The organism is Streptomyces sp. DSM 116793 (genome assembly GCF_057320905.1).
Genome location: NZ_CM170494.1, coordinates 8,093,094 through 8,109,113 on the forward strand (window position 1 = coordinate 8,093,094; position 16,020 = coordinate 8,109,113).

Consider the following 16,020-nt stretch of genomic DNA (forward strand, 5'->3'; position numbering starts at 1 on the left):
GGAAGCCCTAAGGGCCCGGGCAGGGCATCGTCAGCCGGACGACGCGCGGGGTGCCGGCCCGGTCGGCTCGTGGGGTTCCGTGCCGGTCGGCCCGCCGGGCCAGAGCGGTTCGGGGACGGCGAGGCCGAAGTCCCGTCCCCAGCGGTTGCGGCTGCTGACCTCCTGCACGGGGCGCCGGTCGGCGGCCACCCCCCACCGGCCGCGGGGGTAGCCCATCGCGAGCATCGCGGTCATGCGCCAGCCCTCCTCGGTGGGCACTCCGAGCAGCTTCATCACCTCGTCCTCCTCGTAGCGCAGCACCGTGGTGATGACGCTGCCAACCCCTTCCGCGCGGGCGGCGAGCATGGCGCTCCAGATGGCGGGGTAGATGTTCGCGCCGCCGTGGTCGTCGATCGCGAACACGAACAACAGCAGGGGTGTCTCGGCGAAGTGCTCGGTGAAGTAGTCCCCGGACGCCTTGATCCTGCGCATCGTCTCGGCGTGCGCCTGCGGGTCGTGCACCGGAGCGGCCAGTCTGCCGGCGGCGATGTCGGCGTACTCGCGGGCCCGGCACCGGCGGTAGGCGGCGGCGAGTTCCGCCTTGGTGTCCGGGTCGTCCACGGCGAGGAAGTGCCAGCGCTGGGTGTTGCCGCCGTTGGGCGCCCGGATCGCGGCGTCGAGGATCCGGGCCTGGGTTTCGAGCGGAATCGGGTCGGGGTGGACACGGCGCATCATCCGCGTGGTGTACAGCGCCTCGTGGACGTCCATGGCTGACGCTCCTCACGGCTCGCGGCCGTGGGAGAACGGCCGGCGGGGAAGCGGGCGGGGCCCGCGGGGCCGGGCCGCCCGGCGCCCGCCACCATTCTGCTTCCCTTTACGTTACAGTCAATAACTGGAACGAAATAGGAAATCCGAACAGAACAGGGTGCGGGTCGGGGGTGCGGGTCGGGGGTGCGGGACGGGGCGCGAGTCGGGTGCTCCGGGTGCTCCGGGTGCTCCGGGGGCTCCGGGGGTGCCGGGGGTCCGCCCTCGTGCGGCGTCAGCGAGTGCGCTTGGGGGTCCCGGCGCCGTGCCGTCCGGCGCCGCCGGCCCTCTCGGCGATCGCCGGCCACAGCACGGCGACGACCGACTCGGGGATCTCGTCCTTGCTCTCACCGCGGTAGAACGCGGCGAAGTAGCTGCCGAAGCACATGGTGGCGATCGTGTGCCTGTCGATCCCGTCCTGCACGGCGCCGCGGTCCTGGAGCTCGGAGAGCACGTTCTCGACGAGGGTGACGCGGGGTTCGACCGCGTGCCTGCGGAGGATATCCAGGAGTTCGGGGGTGCGGTTGGCCTCGCCGGCGAAGTTGCCCATCAGCATCATGGCGTCCGGGTTGAAGTACTCGGGGTCCAGTCGGCGGACGGCCTCGACGAGGGCCTCCCGGGGCCCCAGCCGGCCCAGGTCGAGGGTGTACAAGTCGCGCTGCTTGCGGAAGCCGTAGTCCAGCGCGTCCACGACCAGATCGAACTTGCTGCTCCAGCGCCGGTAGAGCGTGGGGCGGCTGACCTTCGCGTCGGCGGCGATGTCGCCGATGGTCATGCGCGAGTAGCCGTCCTTTACGAGACGCTCGCGGGTGGCCAGGATGATCGCCTCGTCGAGCGCGGCGTCGCGCGGCCGCCCGCCGGAGCGCGGGGCGCTGGGCTCCGCCTGCTCGTTCGCCGCTTCGGGTGCTCGGACCATGACCCCACCTCGTGGACGATGTCGCGGCCATCATATCCGATCCCGTTACAGGGATTGGCCGTTACGTATATGATTACGATACTTGCTTGTAACGGAACTTGGGCCCGGGGGTGACGTGCAGGGACTGCTGCGCGGACGACCGGGTGTCACCCGCGCGACGAAGGGAACCGCGATGGACCACGAGGACAAGCGCCTGCCCGTACTCGAGGTGATCATCGGCAGCACCCGCCCCGGCCGGGCCGGCCTGCCGGTCGCCCGGTGGGTGGCCGAGTACGCCGCGAAGACGGGGGATTTCGGGGTCGAGACCGTCGACCTCGCCGAGGTCGACCTGCCGATGCTCGACGAGCCCCACCATCCCGGCGCCCGCCGGTACACCAAGGAGCACACCAAGCACTTCAGTGCGACCATCTCGCGCGCCGACGCCTTCGTCCTGGTGGTGCCCGAGTACAACCACGGCTATACGGCGCCGGTGAAGAACGCGCTGGACTTCCTGCTCCACGAGTGGGCACACAAGCCGATCGGCCTGGTGAGCTACGGCGGTGTGTCGGGCGGGGTGCGGGCCGTCCACGCGCTGAAGCCCGTGCTGGCGGCGCTGAAGATGATCCCGGTGCACGAGGGTGTCATCATCCCGTTCGTGGGGTCCTTCATCGAGGGCTCGGGCGACGACCGCCGCTTCGTTCCCAACGATGTCATCGAGGCCGGCGCCGACGCCATGCTGGCGGCGATCTCGGCGTGGCTCCCGGCCGGCCGGGCGGCCGCCGCGGCCCAGAGGCCCGCCGTGCGGTAGTTACGTTACAGATATTGACTGTAATGGAACGGGAGGCATACCGTCGGACCATGCCACGCACGGTGGTCCGACCATCGGCACGGAAAGGGGAGTCGACGATGACAACCGCTCAGGAGCTGATCGACCGGAGCATCCCGTTCCTCGAAGAGGTGAAGAACCGGACCGCGGGCGCCGAGCTGGAGCACTGGCTGAACGAGCGGTACGGCCCCGGCAGCGCGGTCTACGACGACCTGGCGACCCTGATCAGGGACGGCGTCCGCGCCGGCTGGGCGGCGAACATCGAGGTGGACGGCCCCAGGTACCGGCGCAGCCGGATCGCGGAACCCCGCGACGTCCTCAACTGGTTCAGCATCACGGCCGTCTACATGGACAGCGTCGTGCCGTACCGGGGCCAGTACCACCAGCACCCGTACGGCGAGCTGAACCTGGTGGTGCCGCTGGACGAGGGCGCCACGCTGATGGGGCCGCGCGGCTGGAGCGGTGCCGGCTGGACGGCGCCGGGGCCGGGCAGCCACCACTACCCGGAGGTCAAGGGCGGCGCCCTCATCGCGCTGTTCTACCTGCCCGCGGGGCGGATCTCGTACGACATCACCCCGCCGTCCGCCTGACGCGCGGGGGAGCGGACACGTCATGGACTCCGTGGCGACGGTGGAGGACGCGCTGCTCACCCGGCGCAGCTGCCGGGCGTTCCTGCCGACGCCGGTGCCGCGTGCGGAGGTCGAGCGGCTGCTCTTCCTGGCGGCCCGGTCGGCCGGCAACTCCACCTGCCAGCCCTGGCAGGTGCACGTGCTGACCGGCGCCGCGAAGCGGGCCCTGACCGCGGACCTGCTGGCCGCGTATGACGCGCAGTGCGGGGCCGAGGCCGGTGAGTTCGACTACCAGCCGCGCGCGGACGAGTGGCCCGAGCCGTTCCGGGGGCGGCGCCGCAGCTTCGGCGAGAGCCTGTACCGGGACGCGCTCGGGATCGCGGCGGACGACACCGCGGGCCGCCGGGGGCACCACCGGCGCAACTACGACTTCTTCGGCGCACCGGTGGGGATCATCCTCACCGTCAGCAGCGCGCCGCTGCAGGGCGCGCTGGTGGACGCCGGACTGTTCCTGCAGGCGCTGATGCTGGCCGCTCGCGGGGCCGGACTGCACACCTGCGCCCAGGCGTCGCTGATCGACTACCACCCGGTGCTGCGCGGGCACGTGCTGATCCCCGACGACCATGTGATCGTGTGCGGGGTCGCGCTGGGCCATGCCGACGACAGTCACCGGCTCGGCGCCCTGCGCACCGCACGGGAACCGGTCGAGGTGTTCGCCACCTTCTACGATTCCGGTGTGACACAGCGGGCGGACTCGGCATGACGGGCGCGGGGCGTGCCGTCGGCATCAACGGCAAAGGGCGGTCGGTCACGGTCGAGCGTGACCTGACCTATGCGACCGTCGACGGGACCGAACTGCGCCTGGACGTCCACCGTTCGGCCGAGCCCGGCGCGCCGGTCGTCGTGTACGCGCACGGCGGCGGCTGGACCCGGGGCGACAGGCGCACCGACGGAGCCAAGCGGCTGGCACCGCTCGCCGCCCACGGGGTGAGTGTGGTCGCGGTCGACTACCGCCTCGCGCCCAAGGCCGTGTTCCCGCAGCAGGTGCACGACCTCAAGGGGGCCGTGCGGTGGCTGCGCGCCCACGGCGATCGCCTCGGGCTCGCCACCGGGCGGCTCGGCGTCTGGGGTGCCTCCGCGGGGGCGTACCTGGCGTCGTTGCTGGCGCTCTCCGAGGGGGACGACGGACTGGAGGGCACCGTCGGCGGGAACCTGGAGCAGTCCAGCGCGGTGCAGGCGGTGGTGCACTGGTTCGGCCAGGCGGACCTGGCGGCGTCGGCGGCGCGCAGCGAGGTGGAGGCGCGGCTGCTGCCGTTCCGGTTCGAGGCGGACCTGCTGGGCACCGGCGATCCGGCGGAGCTGGCCGAGCGGGCCCGGGGGCTCAGCCTGCTGTCGCGGGTCTCGCCCGGGGCGCCGCCGTTCCTGATCGCCCACGGTGACCGGGACCGCCTGGTGCCCCCGTCGGAGGGGCTCTCCCTGCACCGGGCGCTGGTCGGGGCCGGCGCGCGCAGCCGCTTCGAGCTGCTGGGCGGTGCCGGGCACGAGGACGCGGAGTTCGACAGCCCGGCCACGCTGGCCGGTACGGCGGCGTGGCTGCGGGCCGTCCTGGGCTGACGCCGCGCCGCCCGCGGCGGGAATGAATCTCCGGCCAGATTTCGTTACGACATACGAACGTATCGAATGCTTCTTGGTGAGGAGGACGGAATGTCCGCCACGACCGCCGCCGTGACCGGCTCGCCGTCACGCATCGTGACCGCCGAGCACTGGTTCGACTTCAGCTGCCCGTACTGCTACGTCGCCCAGGACCGCAACCGGGTCCTGCGCGAGCACGGCATCCGGCTGGTCGAGCACGGCCTGCAGATCCACCCCGAGATCGGCCCCGGCGGCACCCCTGCGGGGCCGCGCTCGGGCCCGGCCTACGACTTCCTGGCCCGGGAGGCCGCGGCGGCCGGCCTCCCGCTGCGCTGGACGGACCGCATCGCGTACTCGCGCCCGGCGCTGGCCGCCTTCGAGTGGCTCCGCACGAGGGACCCCGAGGCCGCGGAACGGTTCGCCACGTCCGTGTTCGCCGCCTACTTCGCCGACGGCCGGGACATCGAGTCCGTCGATCTCCTGGCGACGCTGGCCGGGGAGTCCGGGGCGGACGCGGCAGCACTCCGCGCCGCACTGGCCTCGCCGGATGCGGACGACGCCCTGTCCCGCTCGGAGGCCCGCGCCCACGAGCACGGCATCACCGGCACACCCACCTGGATCACCGGCAACCGAGCCATCTCGGGCCTGCGTCCCCGGGAGTGGTTCGAGCACTGGGCGACGGCACTCACGAGCTGAGCACAACGGCACTCAGGAGCTGAGCACAGGAGGGCACGCCGAAGGCGGACCCGGGGGCGCGGGACGCCACGCGCTCGGCAGCCCGGCGGGCCGTGCCGCGGGCCGGCCCGCCGGGCGCGGGGAGCCGCCCCGGGACCCCGGCATCTCGGGCGGTTCGGATCCGCCGCTGACGATGCCGGGGCACCTCGTCGACCGGACTGGGTGAGCACCCGTCAGCCCGCGGCTCGGCGGAGCCAGTCGCGCAGCGGCAAGGTGCTGTCCTCGCCGTGCATCGCCTGCCGGACGGCGCGGGCGCCGTCACGCAGTTGCCGGTTCGAGCGCGCGTACGTGATCGCGGCCGCGAGGAGGGGGCCGTCGGCTCTCCTGACAGGGATCGGGTCGGTCGCCGCGCCGAGGGCGGCCAGGCGGCGCGCCCAGAAGGGCTGGTCCGTGTGTGTGGGCAGCGGAACCGAGGGGACACCGGCCCGCAGAGCCGCGGCGGTGGTCCCCGCTCCCGCCTGATGCACGACCGCGGCGGCACGGGGCAGGAGCCAGTCGTGTGGCACGTCCCCTACGTGCATGACATCGTCGCTGTCGAGCCGGTCGGCGACGGCGCGTAGTCGGGGGCCCTGCACGATCGCGCGCCCCCTGCTCGTGCGCAGTGCCTCTTCCACCACCCGCAGGGTGGCTGAGCTCGGCGGGAAGCTGCCGAGCGTGATGACGGCGGGTGCGGGGCCGGCGTCGAGAAACTCGCACAGCGCGGCCGGCGGGCTCCAGCCCTCGGGGGTGTGGGGCCACCAGAAGCCGTCGAGGGTCAAGTGGTCGGGCCAGTCCGCCGGCCGGGGCAGCACGGCGGGGCTGATGCCGTGATGGACGGGCATTCCACGGGCGCGGCGCCGGCGGTGTGCGGCACGACGGGTCTCGGGAGGCAGGCCGAGCTCGGAGCGTACCCGTGCGCAGGCACTGTCGTAGGGCGTCGGTACCTTCTGCGCGATCCGCCCGGCGAGCCGGTTGCCGGTACGGCCGAGGTCGCGCCAGCTGAAGATCACGGGTGGATAGGCGGCGCTGGGGTGCCAGGGTTGCAACAGTGCTTCGACGGACGGTACGCCGAGGCTTTCTGCGATGTCGTGGCCGTAGGGTGAGATGGCGTTGGTGAGCACGGCCTCCGCGCCGGGTGCGGCGTCCAGCGCCACGGTGGCGGCGTGGTCCATGTAGGTCCGCAGTGCGGAGAGGTGGGCGCGTACCCCGGACGGGGCGTCGGCGGCATCGTCGCCCTCCGGTCCGAGCGGCGTCGCGATGGGCGCGAGTGCGCATCCGGCCGCGGTCACGAGCGGCTCGTACTCGCTGTTGGCCACGAGGGTGACCTCGTGTCCCTCGCCGACGAACGCCGCCCCCAGCCCGGCCGCGGGCGCGACGTCGCCTCGGGTGCCGGGGCTCAGGATCAGGACCTTCATGCCGCCTCCCCATGGGACTGCCGAATCATTTTGCAACCAGTGTTCGCTAACAGTGTTCTCGAATATATCGCGACGCATACACTGTTCGCAAAGGGCGAGACACGGAGGCTCCATGGAGTCGGATCTCATCTGGATGAGGCCGAGCAAGTCGGGGATCGGACGTCCGGCCGGTCGCACGCGCGCCGAGATCACCGAGGCCGCCGTGCGAGTCGCCGACCGGGATGGACTCGCCGGGGTCTCCATGCGGAACGTCGCCGCCGAACTGGACACGGGGGCCGGCTCGCTCTACCGCTACGTCGACAACCACGGCGACCTCCTCGACCTGATGGCCGACCATGTGTGCAGTGAGTACGACCTCGGCGAACCCTCGGGAGACTGGCTGACCGACCTGGTGGGCCTCGGCCTGCAGGCCCGCGAGATCCACCGTCGCCATCCCTGGCTCGCCGAACTCACCCTCACCAGGCCGGTGGTCGGCCCCAACGGCATCGACGTGACCGAGTACTTCTTCGCCGCGCTGGCCGACCACCCCGCGACCGACGGGGAGAAACTGGTCGCCCTCGGGATCCTCAACGCGGTGGTCGCCGCAGCCGCACGATCGGAGGCCTCCCCCGTCGACGCACTCCGCAGCGCCCGCTACGTCGCGCACGTCGCCGCCCAGGGCAACCACCCGCACCTCGCCGCCCTCAACCCCGGCCCCGGGGACGGCGACCCCCTGCCCGAGGCGCTGCGCCGGATCCTCACCGGCCTGCTCGGCTGACGGGCCCTCGGGGCGCCTGCGGCATCGGGCCCCGCGGAGGCACCGACGCGCAGGGCGCGTTCCGGGGGCAGAGGCCACCACCTCGGGTTGCGGGGCCGACGGCGCCGACAGGTCGCCCACGCCCCCGGACTCACCCGAAGGCGGCCGACTCCCAGCTGTGTCCGCTTCTCAGGTCCGCCACCGGTTCGGCATCGCGCAGGCCGACCGTCAGCTTCGCGCTGGGCAGCGCAGGTGCACCGAAGGGGCACGGCGCGAGGGCGCGCGGTCCCTGCCGGTACGCGAGGTCATGGCCCTGCGGTCGGTCTCCGGCCGGGACCGCTCAGGAGGCGGGACCGGGTACGACGACCACGCCACGTGGGAGCCGACGGCACCGCCGGGCGCGTACGACCTGCTGCGTGTTACGGCCCGTCGCGTGCGGCAGCGGTCGTCGGCCCCGTCCGCCGCCGTGGTGGACGCGCAGAGCGTGAAGGTCGAGGCGGTGGCGCGGAGTGCGCCGGCGCCCCGGATCAGCCGGCCGGGCGAGGTCGTCCGCAAGGGCCTCTTGCTCCACCTCCGCACGCCCCCGACTTCTCGGGTTCGCCCCGGGTCCGGCCGGAAGCCCGGAGGACCCGCGGCGGTCTGCCACGGGTCGGCCCTCCGGACGCGGTGCTGGAACGACGCGTCTCCGGAACGCGCCGGGCGGAGGGAGTCGGCCGAAGACGACGGCCGAAGGCGGCGACCGGTGGCGGCGACCGACGGCGGGGTCAGCCGGCGTGGTCGGACGGCTGGGCCAGCCGCCCAGTACCTACGCCGCCTGCGGCCCCGTGGACCCGCCCGCGGCGTCGACCCGCAGGGTGGCGGCGGCGGGACCGTCCTCCAGGATGGCGCTCACATAGCTGGAATCGGCGTACTTGGCGCGGTAGGCGTCGTCGATCTCCTCACGCGTGACCTCGGCCGGCGTGAACTGCACAGGCCGCCACCGCCCGTTCGTGCGCACCACGCCCTGTCCGCTCGTCCGCGCCCTGCGGTACCAGACGCTGTCCGGCCCCCGGTATCCCCGCACGAAGACGTTGCCCTCGCGCTCCACGACCCAGATGGGACGGGCCTCGTCGAGGTTTCCATCGGGCCGCTGCACCCGCACCAGGATCTCGTCGCTGTCGCGGAAGGCCGCCAGGTCCTCGGCGTCCCAGTTCCCGTCTCGCATGTGCTCTCTCCCAGGTCGGACGGCGCCCCGGTCGACAGGGGCCTCCGCCTCGATTCAAACGAAGGCGTGGGGCCACGGCAACGAGGCGGGCCCGTCCGCGCCGGCCCTCTCACCGGAAGGGCCCACCTCACCGGAGAGGACCACCTCACGGGCGGGGCCGCAGCCGGTGCCCCCGTGTCACGGGACGCGGGGGCACCGGCTGCTCTCAGGGCCTCACCGGCCGCGCCGGCTCACTTGCCGTAGGCCAGCGCGAAGAGGTGGACCGTACCCGAGCCGCCCATCTCCGGGAGGGTGATCGACGCCACCGTCTTCGCCGGGTCCAGGGGCACCTTGGTGGCGAAGACATACGCCTTCACCGTGTCCCTGCCGCCGGACGCGGTGTTCCGGTAGTCCGTCGTGACGGCCGTGGTGTCGCCGTCGACGGGCTTCGCGGAGCCGCCGTTCAGGGTCCAGTCCGAGAAGGTGACGTCCGCCTTCGCGGTGGTCCCGTCGGTGTACGTGACGGTCAGCGTGCCGCGGGTGCCGCTGCCGTCCGTCGGGGCGTTGGCCGCGGCGCCCAGCAGCCCGAGCGACGAGCCGGAGGCGCCGGCGGGCTGCGCGAGCGTCTGCCCCGCCACCTCCAGGTTGTCGGCCTGCCCGGCGGCGATCCCCGGCCAGGTGTAGGTGATGCCGTCGGCCGTGAGCTGCGAGCCGCCGGTCACGCCGGCCGCCGCCAGCGCGTTCTGCGAGTACGCCCAGCCGCCGTCGTCGAAGCCGCCGGTGAAGGTGGTGCCGTCCGGGTACTCCGCCTTGTTGGTCTCGTACGGCCACAGCTCGCCCGGCTCGGCCACGGCCACCCGCAGCGTCGCCGAGGCGAGGCCGGCACCGCTCGTGTGGTCGGTGACGGCGAAACTCACCGGGTAGCTGCCCTCGGTGTCCCCGGCCGTGAGGGTGACCTCGGCGCGGGCGGTGCCCGAGGCCGGGACGGTCACCGAGCCCGACGCGGTGCCGACGTGCACGCCGGACGGTGCCTTCGCCGTCCAGTCGGCCGTGACGGGCTTCGTGCCCAGGTTCGTCAGCGTCAGGGTGGCGTCGCCGGAGCCGCCCGGGGCGACGACCAGGCCGTCGCTGCCGGGTCCGGTCGCGGCCAGCAGTCTGTCACCGCCGGTGGTGTCCGAGGGCGGGACGCTGTCCGGCGCGGCGGCCCAGGACGTGTTCGGCTGCGTGCCCAAGGCGAAGTCCAGCTGCCCGGCCTTCTGGAACCGGCCGAAGGTCAGCCAGGACTTCTGCCACCCAGCGCCGCCGACCTTGAGCGACTGCACGTACGGGGCGTCGGGCGCCGCCTGCGGCGCGTTCAGGGTGAGCTGCCTGCCGTCGCCGAAGGTGACCTTGGCGAGGGGGAAGGCCGGGCTGCCCAGCACCAGCGTGTCCGTGCCCGGCGTCTCCGGGTAGGCGCCCAGCATCGACCAGACGTACCAGGAGCTCATCGCGCCCAGGTCGTCGTTGCCGAACGAGCCCACCGGGGCGTTGAAGTAGAGCTTCTGCTGTGCCTGCCGGACCGCGGCCTGGGTCTTCCACGGCTCGCCCAGGTAGTCGTACTCCCAGGGGATCTCGACGCTGGGCTCGTTGCTCAGGTCGGCGCTGGTGCCGGACGGGTGCGCCACGTCGCGCAGCAGGCTGTCCAGGTAGGACGAGTAGGCGTCCTTCCCGCCGCGGGCCGTGATGAGCTGCCGCACGTTGAACGGCACCATGGGCGTGTACTGCGCCGACGTGCCCTCCACGAAGCCGTTGGACGTACCCGGGGTGAAGGCCCCCGCGAACTGCCCGTTGCTGGTGCGGCCCTGGAGGTAGCCCGTCTGCGGGTTGAAGACGTTCATCCAGTCCTGGGCGCGGGCGGCGAACTTCCGGTACACCGCGTCCTCGCCCAGCGACTTCGCGAAGGCCGCGAGGGCGTAGTCGGCGCTGTCGTACTCCAGCTGTGTGGAGACCGGGCCGTAGAAGTTGCAGCAGCCGTAGTCGGTCTCGTCGACCGGCAGGTAGCCCTTGGCGTCCCGCACCGACTCGCCGGGACGGTCGTTGTTCGGCGCGGTGGCCTCGTGCTGGAGGGCGTCGAGGGCGTGGGCGGTGTCGAAGCCGCGGGCGCCGAACGCATAGGCGTCCGCGATGATGCCGGCCGCCGGATCGCCGACCATCACGTAGCTCTCGCCGTTGTTGGAGGCCCACTTGGGCAGCAGCCCCGTCTGGTCGTAGCCGTTCAGCATCGACGTGACGACGTCACCGGTGACCTTCGGCTCGACCATCGCCATAAGCTGGGTCTGGGAGCGGTAGGTGTCCCAGCCCGAGTAGTTGGCGTACTGCGCCTGCTGGCCCTTGGCGAGCCGGTGCACCTGGTCGTCCATGCCCATGTACCGGCCGTCGACGTCGGAGAACACGTTCGGGTGCAGCAGTGCGTGGTAGAGCGCCGTGTAGAACTGCACCTGCTGGTCGTGGCTGCCGCCGCCGACCGCCACCCGGCCGAGCACCTTGTTCCAGGCGTCGTGGTTGGCCTGGCGCATCGCGTCGAAGTCCCAGCCCTTCACCTCGGAGGAGAGGTTCGAGGCGGCGCCCGCGTCGCTGGTGTAGGAGATGCCGACGGCCGCGGTCACCGTCCGGTTCTTGCCGGTGTCGAACGTCAGGTACATCCCGTTGGCACCGGTGACCGGCGGTGCGTCCGTGGTGCCGCCCTTCGCGGCGGAGCCGCCGCCGGCGGTGGACGGTGCCGTGGCGCCGTGCACGATCGGGGACGGGGTGGCCGGCAGGGTGAAGCGCTTCTCGTGCAGCGGGGCGGCGGGGCGCTGCGCGGGCGCCTGCCGGGCCGGGCCCGCCGTCAGCGAGGTGGCGTCCGGGTGGATGCTGCCGCCGACCCAGGTGCCGCTGGCCGTGAACGGCTGGTCGAACTTGATGTCGAAGTGCAGCGTGTACCGGTTGTTCGCGCCGCAGAAGTGGCCGCTGTCGACCGAGCCGGTGACCTCGCGGTCGCCGACCACCCGGGCGCGGGTGCCGTCCACCGGTGTGGCGCCGCCGCTCAGCTTGAGCAGCAGGTTCGACCGCGTCCCCGCCGGGAAGGTGAACCTGCCGAGCCCGGAACGTGTGGTGTCGGTCAGTTCCGTCCTGACACCGGCCGCGTCGGTGACGCCGTAGTAGCCGATCGACGTCTGCTCGTCGTCATGGCTGAACGCCGCCGAGGTGGCCGAGAGGTCACCGGACAGCTCCCCGGTGACGGGCAGGATCGGCACGTCACCCGCCACGCCGCAACCGGGGCCCGAGACGTGCGTCAGGCTGAACCCGGAGATCTTGCCGTCCTGGTACTCGTAGCCGCCGCCGGAGGGGCGGTCCGGGGTGGTGTCGGGCCCCCACTGGAGCATGCCGAACGGCATGTCCGGGCCCGGGAAGGTGTCCACCGCGCCGGAGGTGCCGATGAGAGGGTTGACCAGGGCCGCGGGGTCCCGCACCGGTGCGGGACCGGACGCCGCGGACGCGCTGCCGGCCGCCTGCAACGGCAGCGCCGCCAGGCCCAGGACGGACAGCAGGGCCAAGCGCTGACGGAATCTGCTCCTGCGGGGTGGCGCACTCGAGCGCCGTCGTCTGACCATCCGTTGCCTCCGTGCTCTCGTTGTGACAACGTTGCCAAGCTGCACGAGCGATGAGTAGATCCCCGTCGGCGGTGCGTGTCAACGCACTTGACCGAAGCGTGGATTGCGCTTGGGGCGGGATGGGCCCTCGCATGACGGTGGGGGCTGCGCTCCGACAGAGGTGCGCGGTACCGCGCGAGCCAGCGCGACGAGACCGTCGGGTCGTCACCGGCCCGGTGGGGCCGTTTTCGGGAGCGGGGCTGTGCTCGATGTACGGCTCCGCCGCGTGGGCGGGGCCACCGCCCGGCCGGGGCCGGCCGGGCGGTGGCCCCGGCCGGTTCAGTGGCGGGCGGTGGCCGGCAACTGCTGCCAGCCGACGGACGTCAGCGGCGCGTCCGCCCGGTCACCGTCGAGCAGCACCCCGGAAGCGTCGGTGACGCGCAGCCCCGCGAGGTTCACCCCACGGCCCTCGTACGACGAGTCGGTCGTGTACCGCCAGCGCAGCCGCAGGCCGTCGGAGGCCCCCGGGACCCGGGCGTGCACCCGCCACCAGGCCCGGACCGACTGCCCGGAGAGCGTGGTGACCTCGCCGGACGGCGCGCCGGTGCCGGACACCTCCAGGGGCACCCGCTGCCAGGTGGCGCCGTCGTCGGTGCTGGCCTCCAGCGAGACGAGGTCCGTGGACTCGGTGTTGACGAACGCGCCGAAGTCGACGTCGACCGGACCCGCGGCGTTCAGCGGCCCCGTGGTCAGGGTGCTGGTGGTGCCGCCGCCCTGCCCGGAGAACCACGACCTGCCGCCGCCCGGTGCCGCGACGGGCATGGCCTGCGCGAGGGCCGTCGCGACGGCCCGCCGCGCCGGGTTGGTGGACGGGGTGTTGCGGGTCGGGTGCACCCGGTTGGTCAGCAGGATCGCGAACGACCGCGAGGCCGGGTCGATCACCAGGGAGGTGCCGGTGAACCCGGTGTGCCCCAGCGTCCCCGGCCCGGACAGGCCACCCATGTACCAGATCTGGTCCAGCTCGAAGCCCAGGCCGTGCGAGTCGTCGGGGAACTTCTGGTTGAAGTTCTGCTCCATCAGCGTCACACCGTGCTCGCTGAGGATCCGGTGGCCTTCGTACACACCGCCGTTGAGGATCGTCTGGGCGAGCACGGCCAGGTCGTCCACGGTGGAGAAGACGCCGGCGTGGCCCGCGACGCCGTTCAGTGCCCAGGCGTTCTCGTCGTGCACCGTGCCCCGCACCATGCCACGCGGCGGGGTCGACTCGTACTCGGTGGCGGCGATCCTGGGCAGCTTCGAGGCCGGCGGGTTGTAGCCGGTGTCCGTCATGTGCAGCGGCCGGGTGATGTCGTCGCGCACCAGGGCGTCCAGCGGCCTGCCGGTCACCTTCTCCAGCACCAGCTGCATGGTGAGCATGTTCAGGTCGGAGTACAGGTAGGTGGTGCCCGGGGGGTTGATGGGCTTGGCGTCGAGGATGGCCTTCTTGCGCGCGGCGACGTCCGGGTAGCCCTGCCAGAGCGACGGCACCGGGTCGGCGTCGAACCCGGAGGTGTGCGTGAGCAGTTGCTCGATGGTGATGCCGCCCTTGCCGTTCACCGCGAACTCGGGCAGGTAGTGCGCGACCGGGGTGTCCAGGTCGATGTGGCCCGCCTCCAGCTGCTGCACGGCCAGGATCGAGGTGAACAGCTTGGACAGCGAGGCGAGGTCGTAGATGGTGTCCGTGCGGGCCGGCACCCGCTGGTCCTCGGGGAGCTCGGTGGTGGCGTCGGCGTACTTCACGGCGTAGCCGGAGGCGCTGCGCTCCACCACCTTGCCGTCGTGGACCATCAGGCTGGTGGCGCCGGGGAAGAGGTAGTTCGCCCCGCTCGCCGGGTCCTCCCAGGTGGCGACCTGCTGCTCGAACGCCTTGATGGGCGCCGGGTCCAGTCCCGCCCGGGTGGGCGTGGCCGGGCGCAGCACGGTGCTCGCGGGCGCGAAGCCGCTGTAGGGCTGGTCGAACCGTCCCGAGCCGTGGTACGCGGCCGGTATGACGGCACGGTCGGCGGCCGGTCCGGTGCCGTGGCCCAGGGCCGGCACGGCGCCGGCGCCGGCCGGGAGCGCGAGAGCGGCCAGCAGGGCGGTGGCCACGGTGTACGCAGGGATCCGCATAGAAACCTCGTCGGTGGAGAGATGGTGCGGAGCACAGCGCCGTGCTCCGCGGCAGGTCAGGCCAGCCCGTTCCGCAGCGTCGTGACGCGCTGTACGGAGGCCTGGAAAGCGGTGGCGTCGAGGGTGCCGTCCTGGAGCGCCCCGGCCAGCGCGGTGACGGTGTCCTCGCCCTGGGAGACGTCGCGCGCCGAGCACAGCAGCAGGTCCATCCCGGCCGCCGCGGCCTTGACCCCGCGCTGCGGGGAGTCGCCGTAGGCGGTCAGCGCGCCGGCCTCCAGGGCGTCGGTGACCGTCACGCCCTTGAAGCCGAGACGGCCGCGCAGCTCCTGGACCACGGTGGGGGACAGGCCCGCGGGCAGGTGGGCGTCGAGCGCCGGGTAGATCGCCCAGGACAGCATCACCAGCTTGACGCCCGCGGCGATGGCGGAGGAGTACGGCAGCTCGTCGGTGCCGCGGAGCTGGGACCAGGAGACGTTCAGGGTGACCGGCCGCAGGTCGGTGTTCTGGGTCGCCGAGGCCGCGCCCAGCCCGGGGAAGTGCTTGGCGGTGGCCGCCACGCCGGTGGCCTGCTGTGCGGTGATGAAGTCCCTGCCGAGCGTGGCCACGACCACCGGGTCGGTGCTGTAGGAGCGCTTGTACTGGTCGGCGAAGTCACCGGCCGTGCGGTACACGTCGAGCACCGGGGCGAGGTTGACGTTCATACCGACGCCCGCGAGGTTCTCACCGGCGCCCGTGCCCGCGTCCCGTGCCGCCGCCTCGGGGTCGTCGGAGGCGCCGACCTCCTTCTCGGACAGCACCGGCTCGCCCGGCAGGCGGCGCACCAGGCCGCCCTCCTGATCGGTCGTGAGCAGCAGCGGCGCCGTGACGGGGCTCGCCCGGTGCGCCTGCTTCAGCTGGTCGACGACACCGCTGATCTGGCTCAGGCTGGAGATGTTCTCGCCGAAGAAGATCACCCCGGCGGCCCTGCCCTCGCTGATCGCGTCGAGCAGGCTCTGCGGCGGGGTGAGGCCGGGGTACGAGAAGATGACGCGCTGACCGGCCTGCTGGACCGGCGTCAGCGCGAGCCCGGACCGCGGGCGCGGCCGGGGCCGGTGGTCCGCGGTGGCCGCCAGGGCCGGCCCGCTCAGGCCGATGCCGCCGGTCACCGCCGCCGTACCGGCGAGCAGGGCACCACGTCTGCTGATGGGCTTCCTCGCTGTGCTCATCTCTCTCCTCACGAACTGCTGTCCATGCCTCGCCGGAGTACACAGGAGCGCCCCGTCGTGCGGGCGCGGCGTCCACGGTGAAGGAAACTTCCCCACTTGCACAAGAGCGAAGAAAATTATTTGCAGAGTCGTCACCATGAACGTCGGATCCCCGAACGGCCGGCGCGCCGCGCCCTCCGGCTCCGGCCGCGCCCGCCCGTCCGATCCGCGTTCGCCGCGTGTGAGGACCGCTTGACGGGCCGACAGGTAATCGATTTCAGCACCATCATTAGCTGCTCATCCGGCCGGCCTCCCTCACCCTCC

13 protein-coding genes are annotated in these 16,020 nt (G+C 72.7%); 6 read left to right on the top strand and 7 right to left on the bottom strand.

Features of this window, described 5'->3' with window-relative positions; genetic code table 11:
* Positions 1-30: 30 nt before the first annotated feature.
* Positions 31-747, bottom strand: coding sequence for a nitroreductase family protein (locus ACSMXW_RS31940; protein ID WP_485801460.1), 717 nt, complete (start codon positions 745-747; stop codon positions 31-33).
* Between the two features lie 271 nt (positions 748-1,018).
* On the bottom strand, positions 1,019-1,699 hold the full coding sequence (locus ACSMXW_RS31945; protein WP_485801461.1) for a TetR/AcrR family transcriptional regulator: 681 nt from the start codon (positions 1,697-1,699) through the stop codon (positions 1,019-1,021).
* A gap of 172 nt (positions 1,700-1,871) precedes the next feature.
* On the opposite strand from ACSMXW_RS31945, the gene ACSMXW_RS31950 reads away from it, so the two are divergent.
* From ACSMXW_RS31950 to ACSMXW_RS31970, 5 genes are all read left to right on the top strand, one after another.
* Complete coding sequence (locus ACSMXW_RS31950; RefSeq protein WP_485801462.1) at positions 1,872-2,486, top strand: NADPH-dependent FMN reductase; 615 nt, start codon at positions 1,872-1,874, stop codon at positions 2,484-2,486.
* Between the two features lie 98 nt (positions 2,487-2,584).
* Positions 2,585-3,094: a DUF4863 family protein gene (locus ACSMXW_RS31955; RefSeq protein WP_485801464.1), complete on the top strand. Its 510-nt coding sequence runs from the start codon at positions 2,585-2,587 to the stop codon at positions 3,092-3,094.
* A 22-nt stretch (positions 3,095-3,116) separates the two neighbouring features.
* Positions 3,117-3,836, top strand: coding sequence for a nitroreductase (locus ACSMXW_RS31960; RefSeq protein ID WP_485801466.1), 720 nt, complete (start codon positions 3,117-3,119; stop codon positions 3,834-3,836).
* The gene (locus tag ACSMXW_RS31965; protein ID WP_485801467.1) at positions 3,833-4,687 is read left to right on the top strand and encodes an alpha/beta hydrolase fold domain-containing protein; all 855 of its coding nucleotides are present in this window, start codon (positions 3,833-3,835) and stop codon (positions 4,685-4,687) included. Before ACSMXW_RS31960 ends, ACSMXW_RS31965 begins: the two co-directional genes overlap by 4 nt.
* Before the next feature lie 90 nt (positions 4,688-4,777).
* Entirely contained in the window at positions 4,778-5,401 is a 624-nt protein-coding gene (locus tag ACSMXW_RS31970; protein WP_485801469.1) for a DsbA family oxidoreductase, read from the top strand.
* A gap of 212 nt (positions 5,402-5,613) precedes the next feature.
* Here ACSMXW_RS31970 and ACSMXW_RS31975 read toward each other — a convergent pair whose 3' ends face one another.
* Positions 5,614-6,834, bottom strand: a complete 1,221-nt coding sequence (locus tag ACSMXW_RS31975) for a glycosyltransferase (RefSeq protein WP_485801470.1) — start codon at positions 6,832-6,834, stop codon at positions 5,614-5,616.
* Positions 6,835-6,946: 112 nt separating this feature from the next.
* On the opposite strand from ACSMXW_RS31975, the gene ACSMXW_RS31980 reads away from it, so the two are divergent.
* Entirely contained in the window at positions 6,947-7,591 is a 645-nt protein-coding gene (locus ACSMXW_RS31980) for a TetR/AcrR family transcriptional regulator (RefSeq protein ID WP_485801471.1), read from the top strand.
* A 784-nt stretch (positions 7,592-8,375) separates the two neighbouring features.
* On the opposite strand, the gene ACSMXW_RS31985 is transcribed toward ACSMXW_RS31980, so the two are convergent.
* The 4 genes from ACSMXW_RS31985 to ACSMXW_RS32000 form a co-directional block, all read right to left on the bottom strand.
* Positions 8,376-8,774, bottom strand: coding sequence for a DUF2255 family protein (locus tag ACSMXW_RS31985; protein ID WP_485801473.1), 399 nt, complete (start codon positions 8,772-8,774; stop codon positions 8,376-8,378).
* Positions 8,775-9,004: 230 nt separating this feature from the next.
* Positions 9,005-12,328: a lectin gene (locus ACSMXW_RS31990; RefSeq protein ID WP_485801475.1), complete on the bottom strand. Its 3,324-nt coding sequence runs from the start codon at positions 12,326-12,328 to the stop codon at positions 9,005-9,007.
* 375 nt (positions 12,329-12,703) lie between these two features.
* Complete coding sequence (locus ACSMXW_RS31995; RefSeq protein WP_485801477.1) at positions 12,704-14,512, bottom strand: serine hydrolase domain-containing protein; 1,809 nt, start codon at positions 14,510-14,512, stop codon at positions 12,704-12,706.
* Between the two features lie 56 nt (positions 14,513-14,568).
* Complete coding sequence (locus tag ACSMXW_RS32000; RefSeq protein WP_485801478.1) at positions 14,569-15,717, bottom strand: glycoside hydrolase family 3 N-terminal domain-containing protein; 1,149 nt, start codon at positions 15,715-15,717, stop codon at positions 14,569-14,571.
* Between the last annotated feature and the right edge of the window lie 303 nt (positions 15,718-16,020).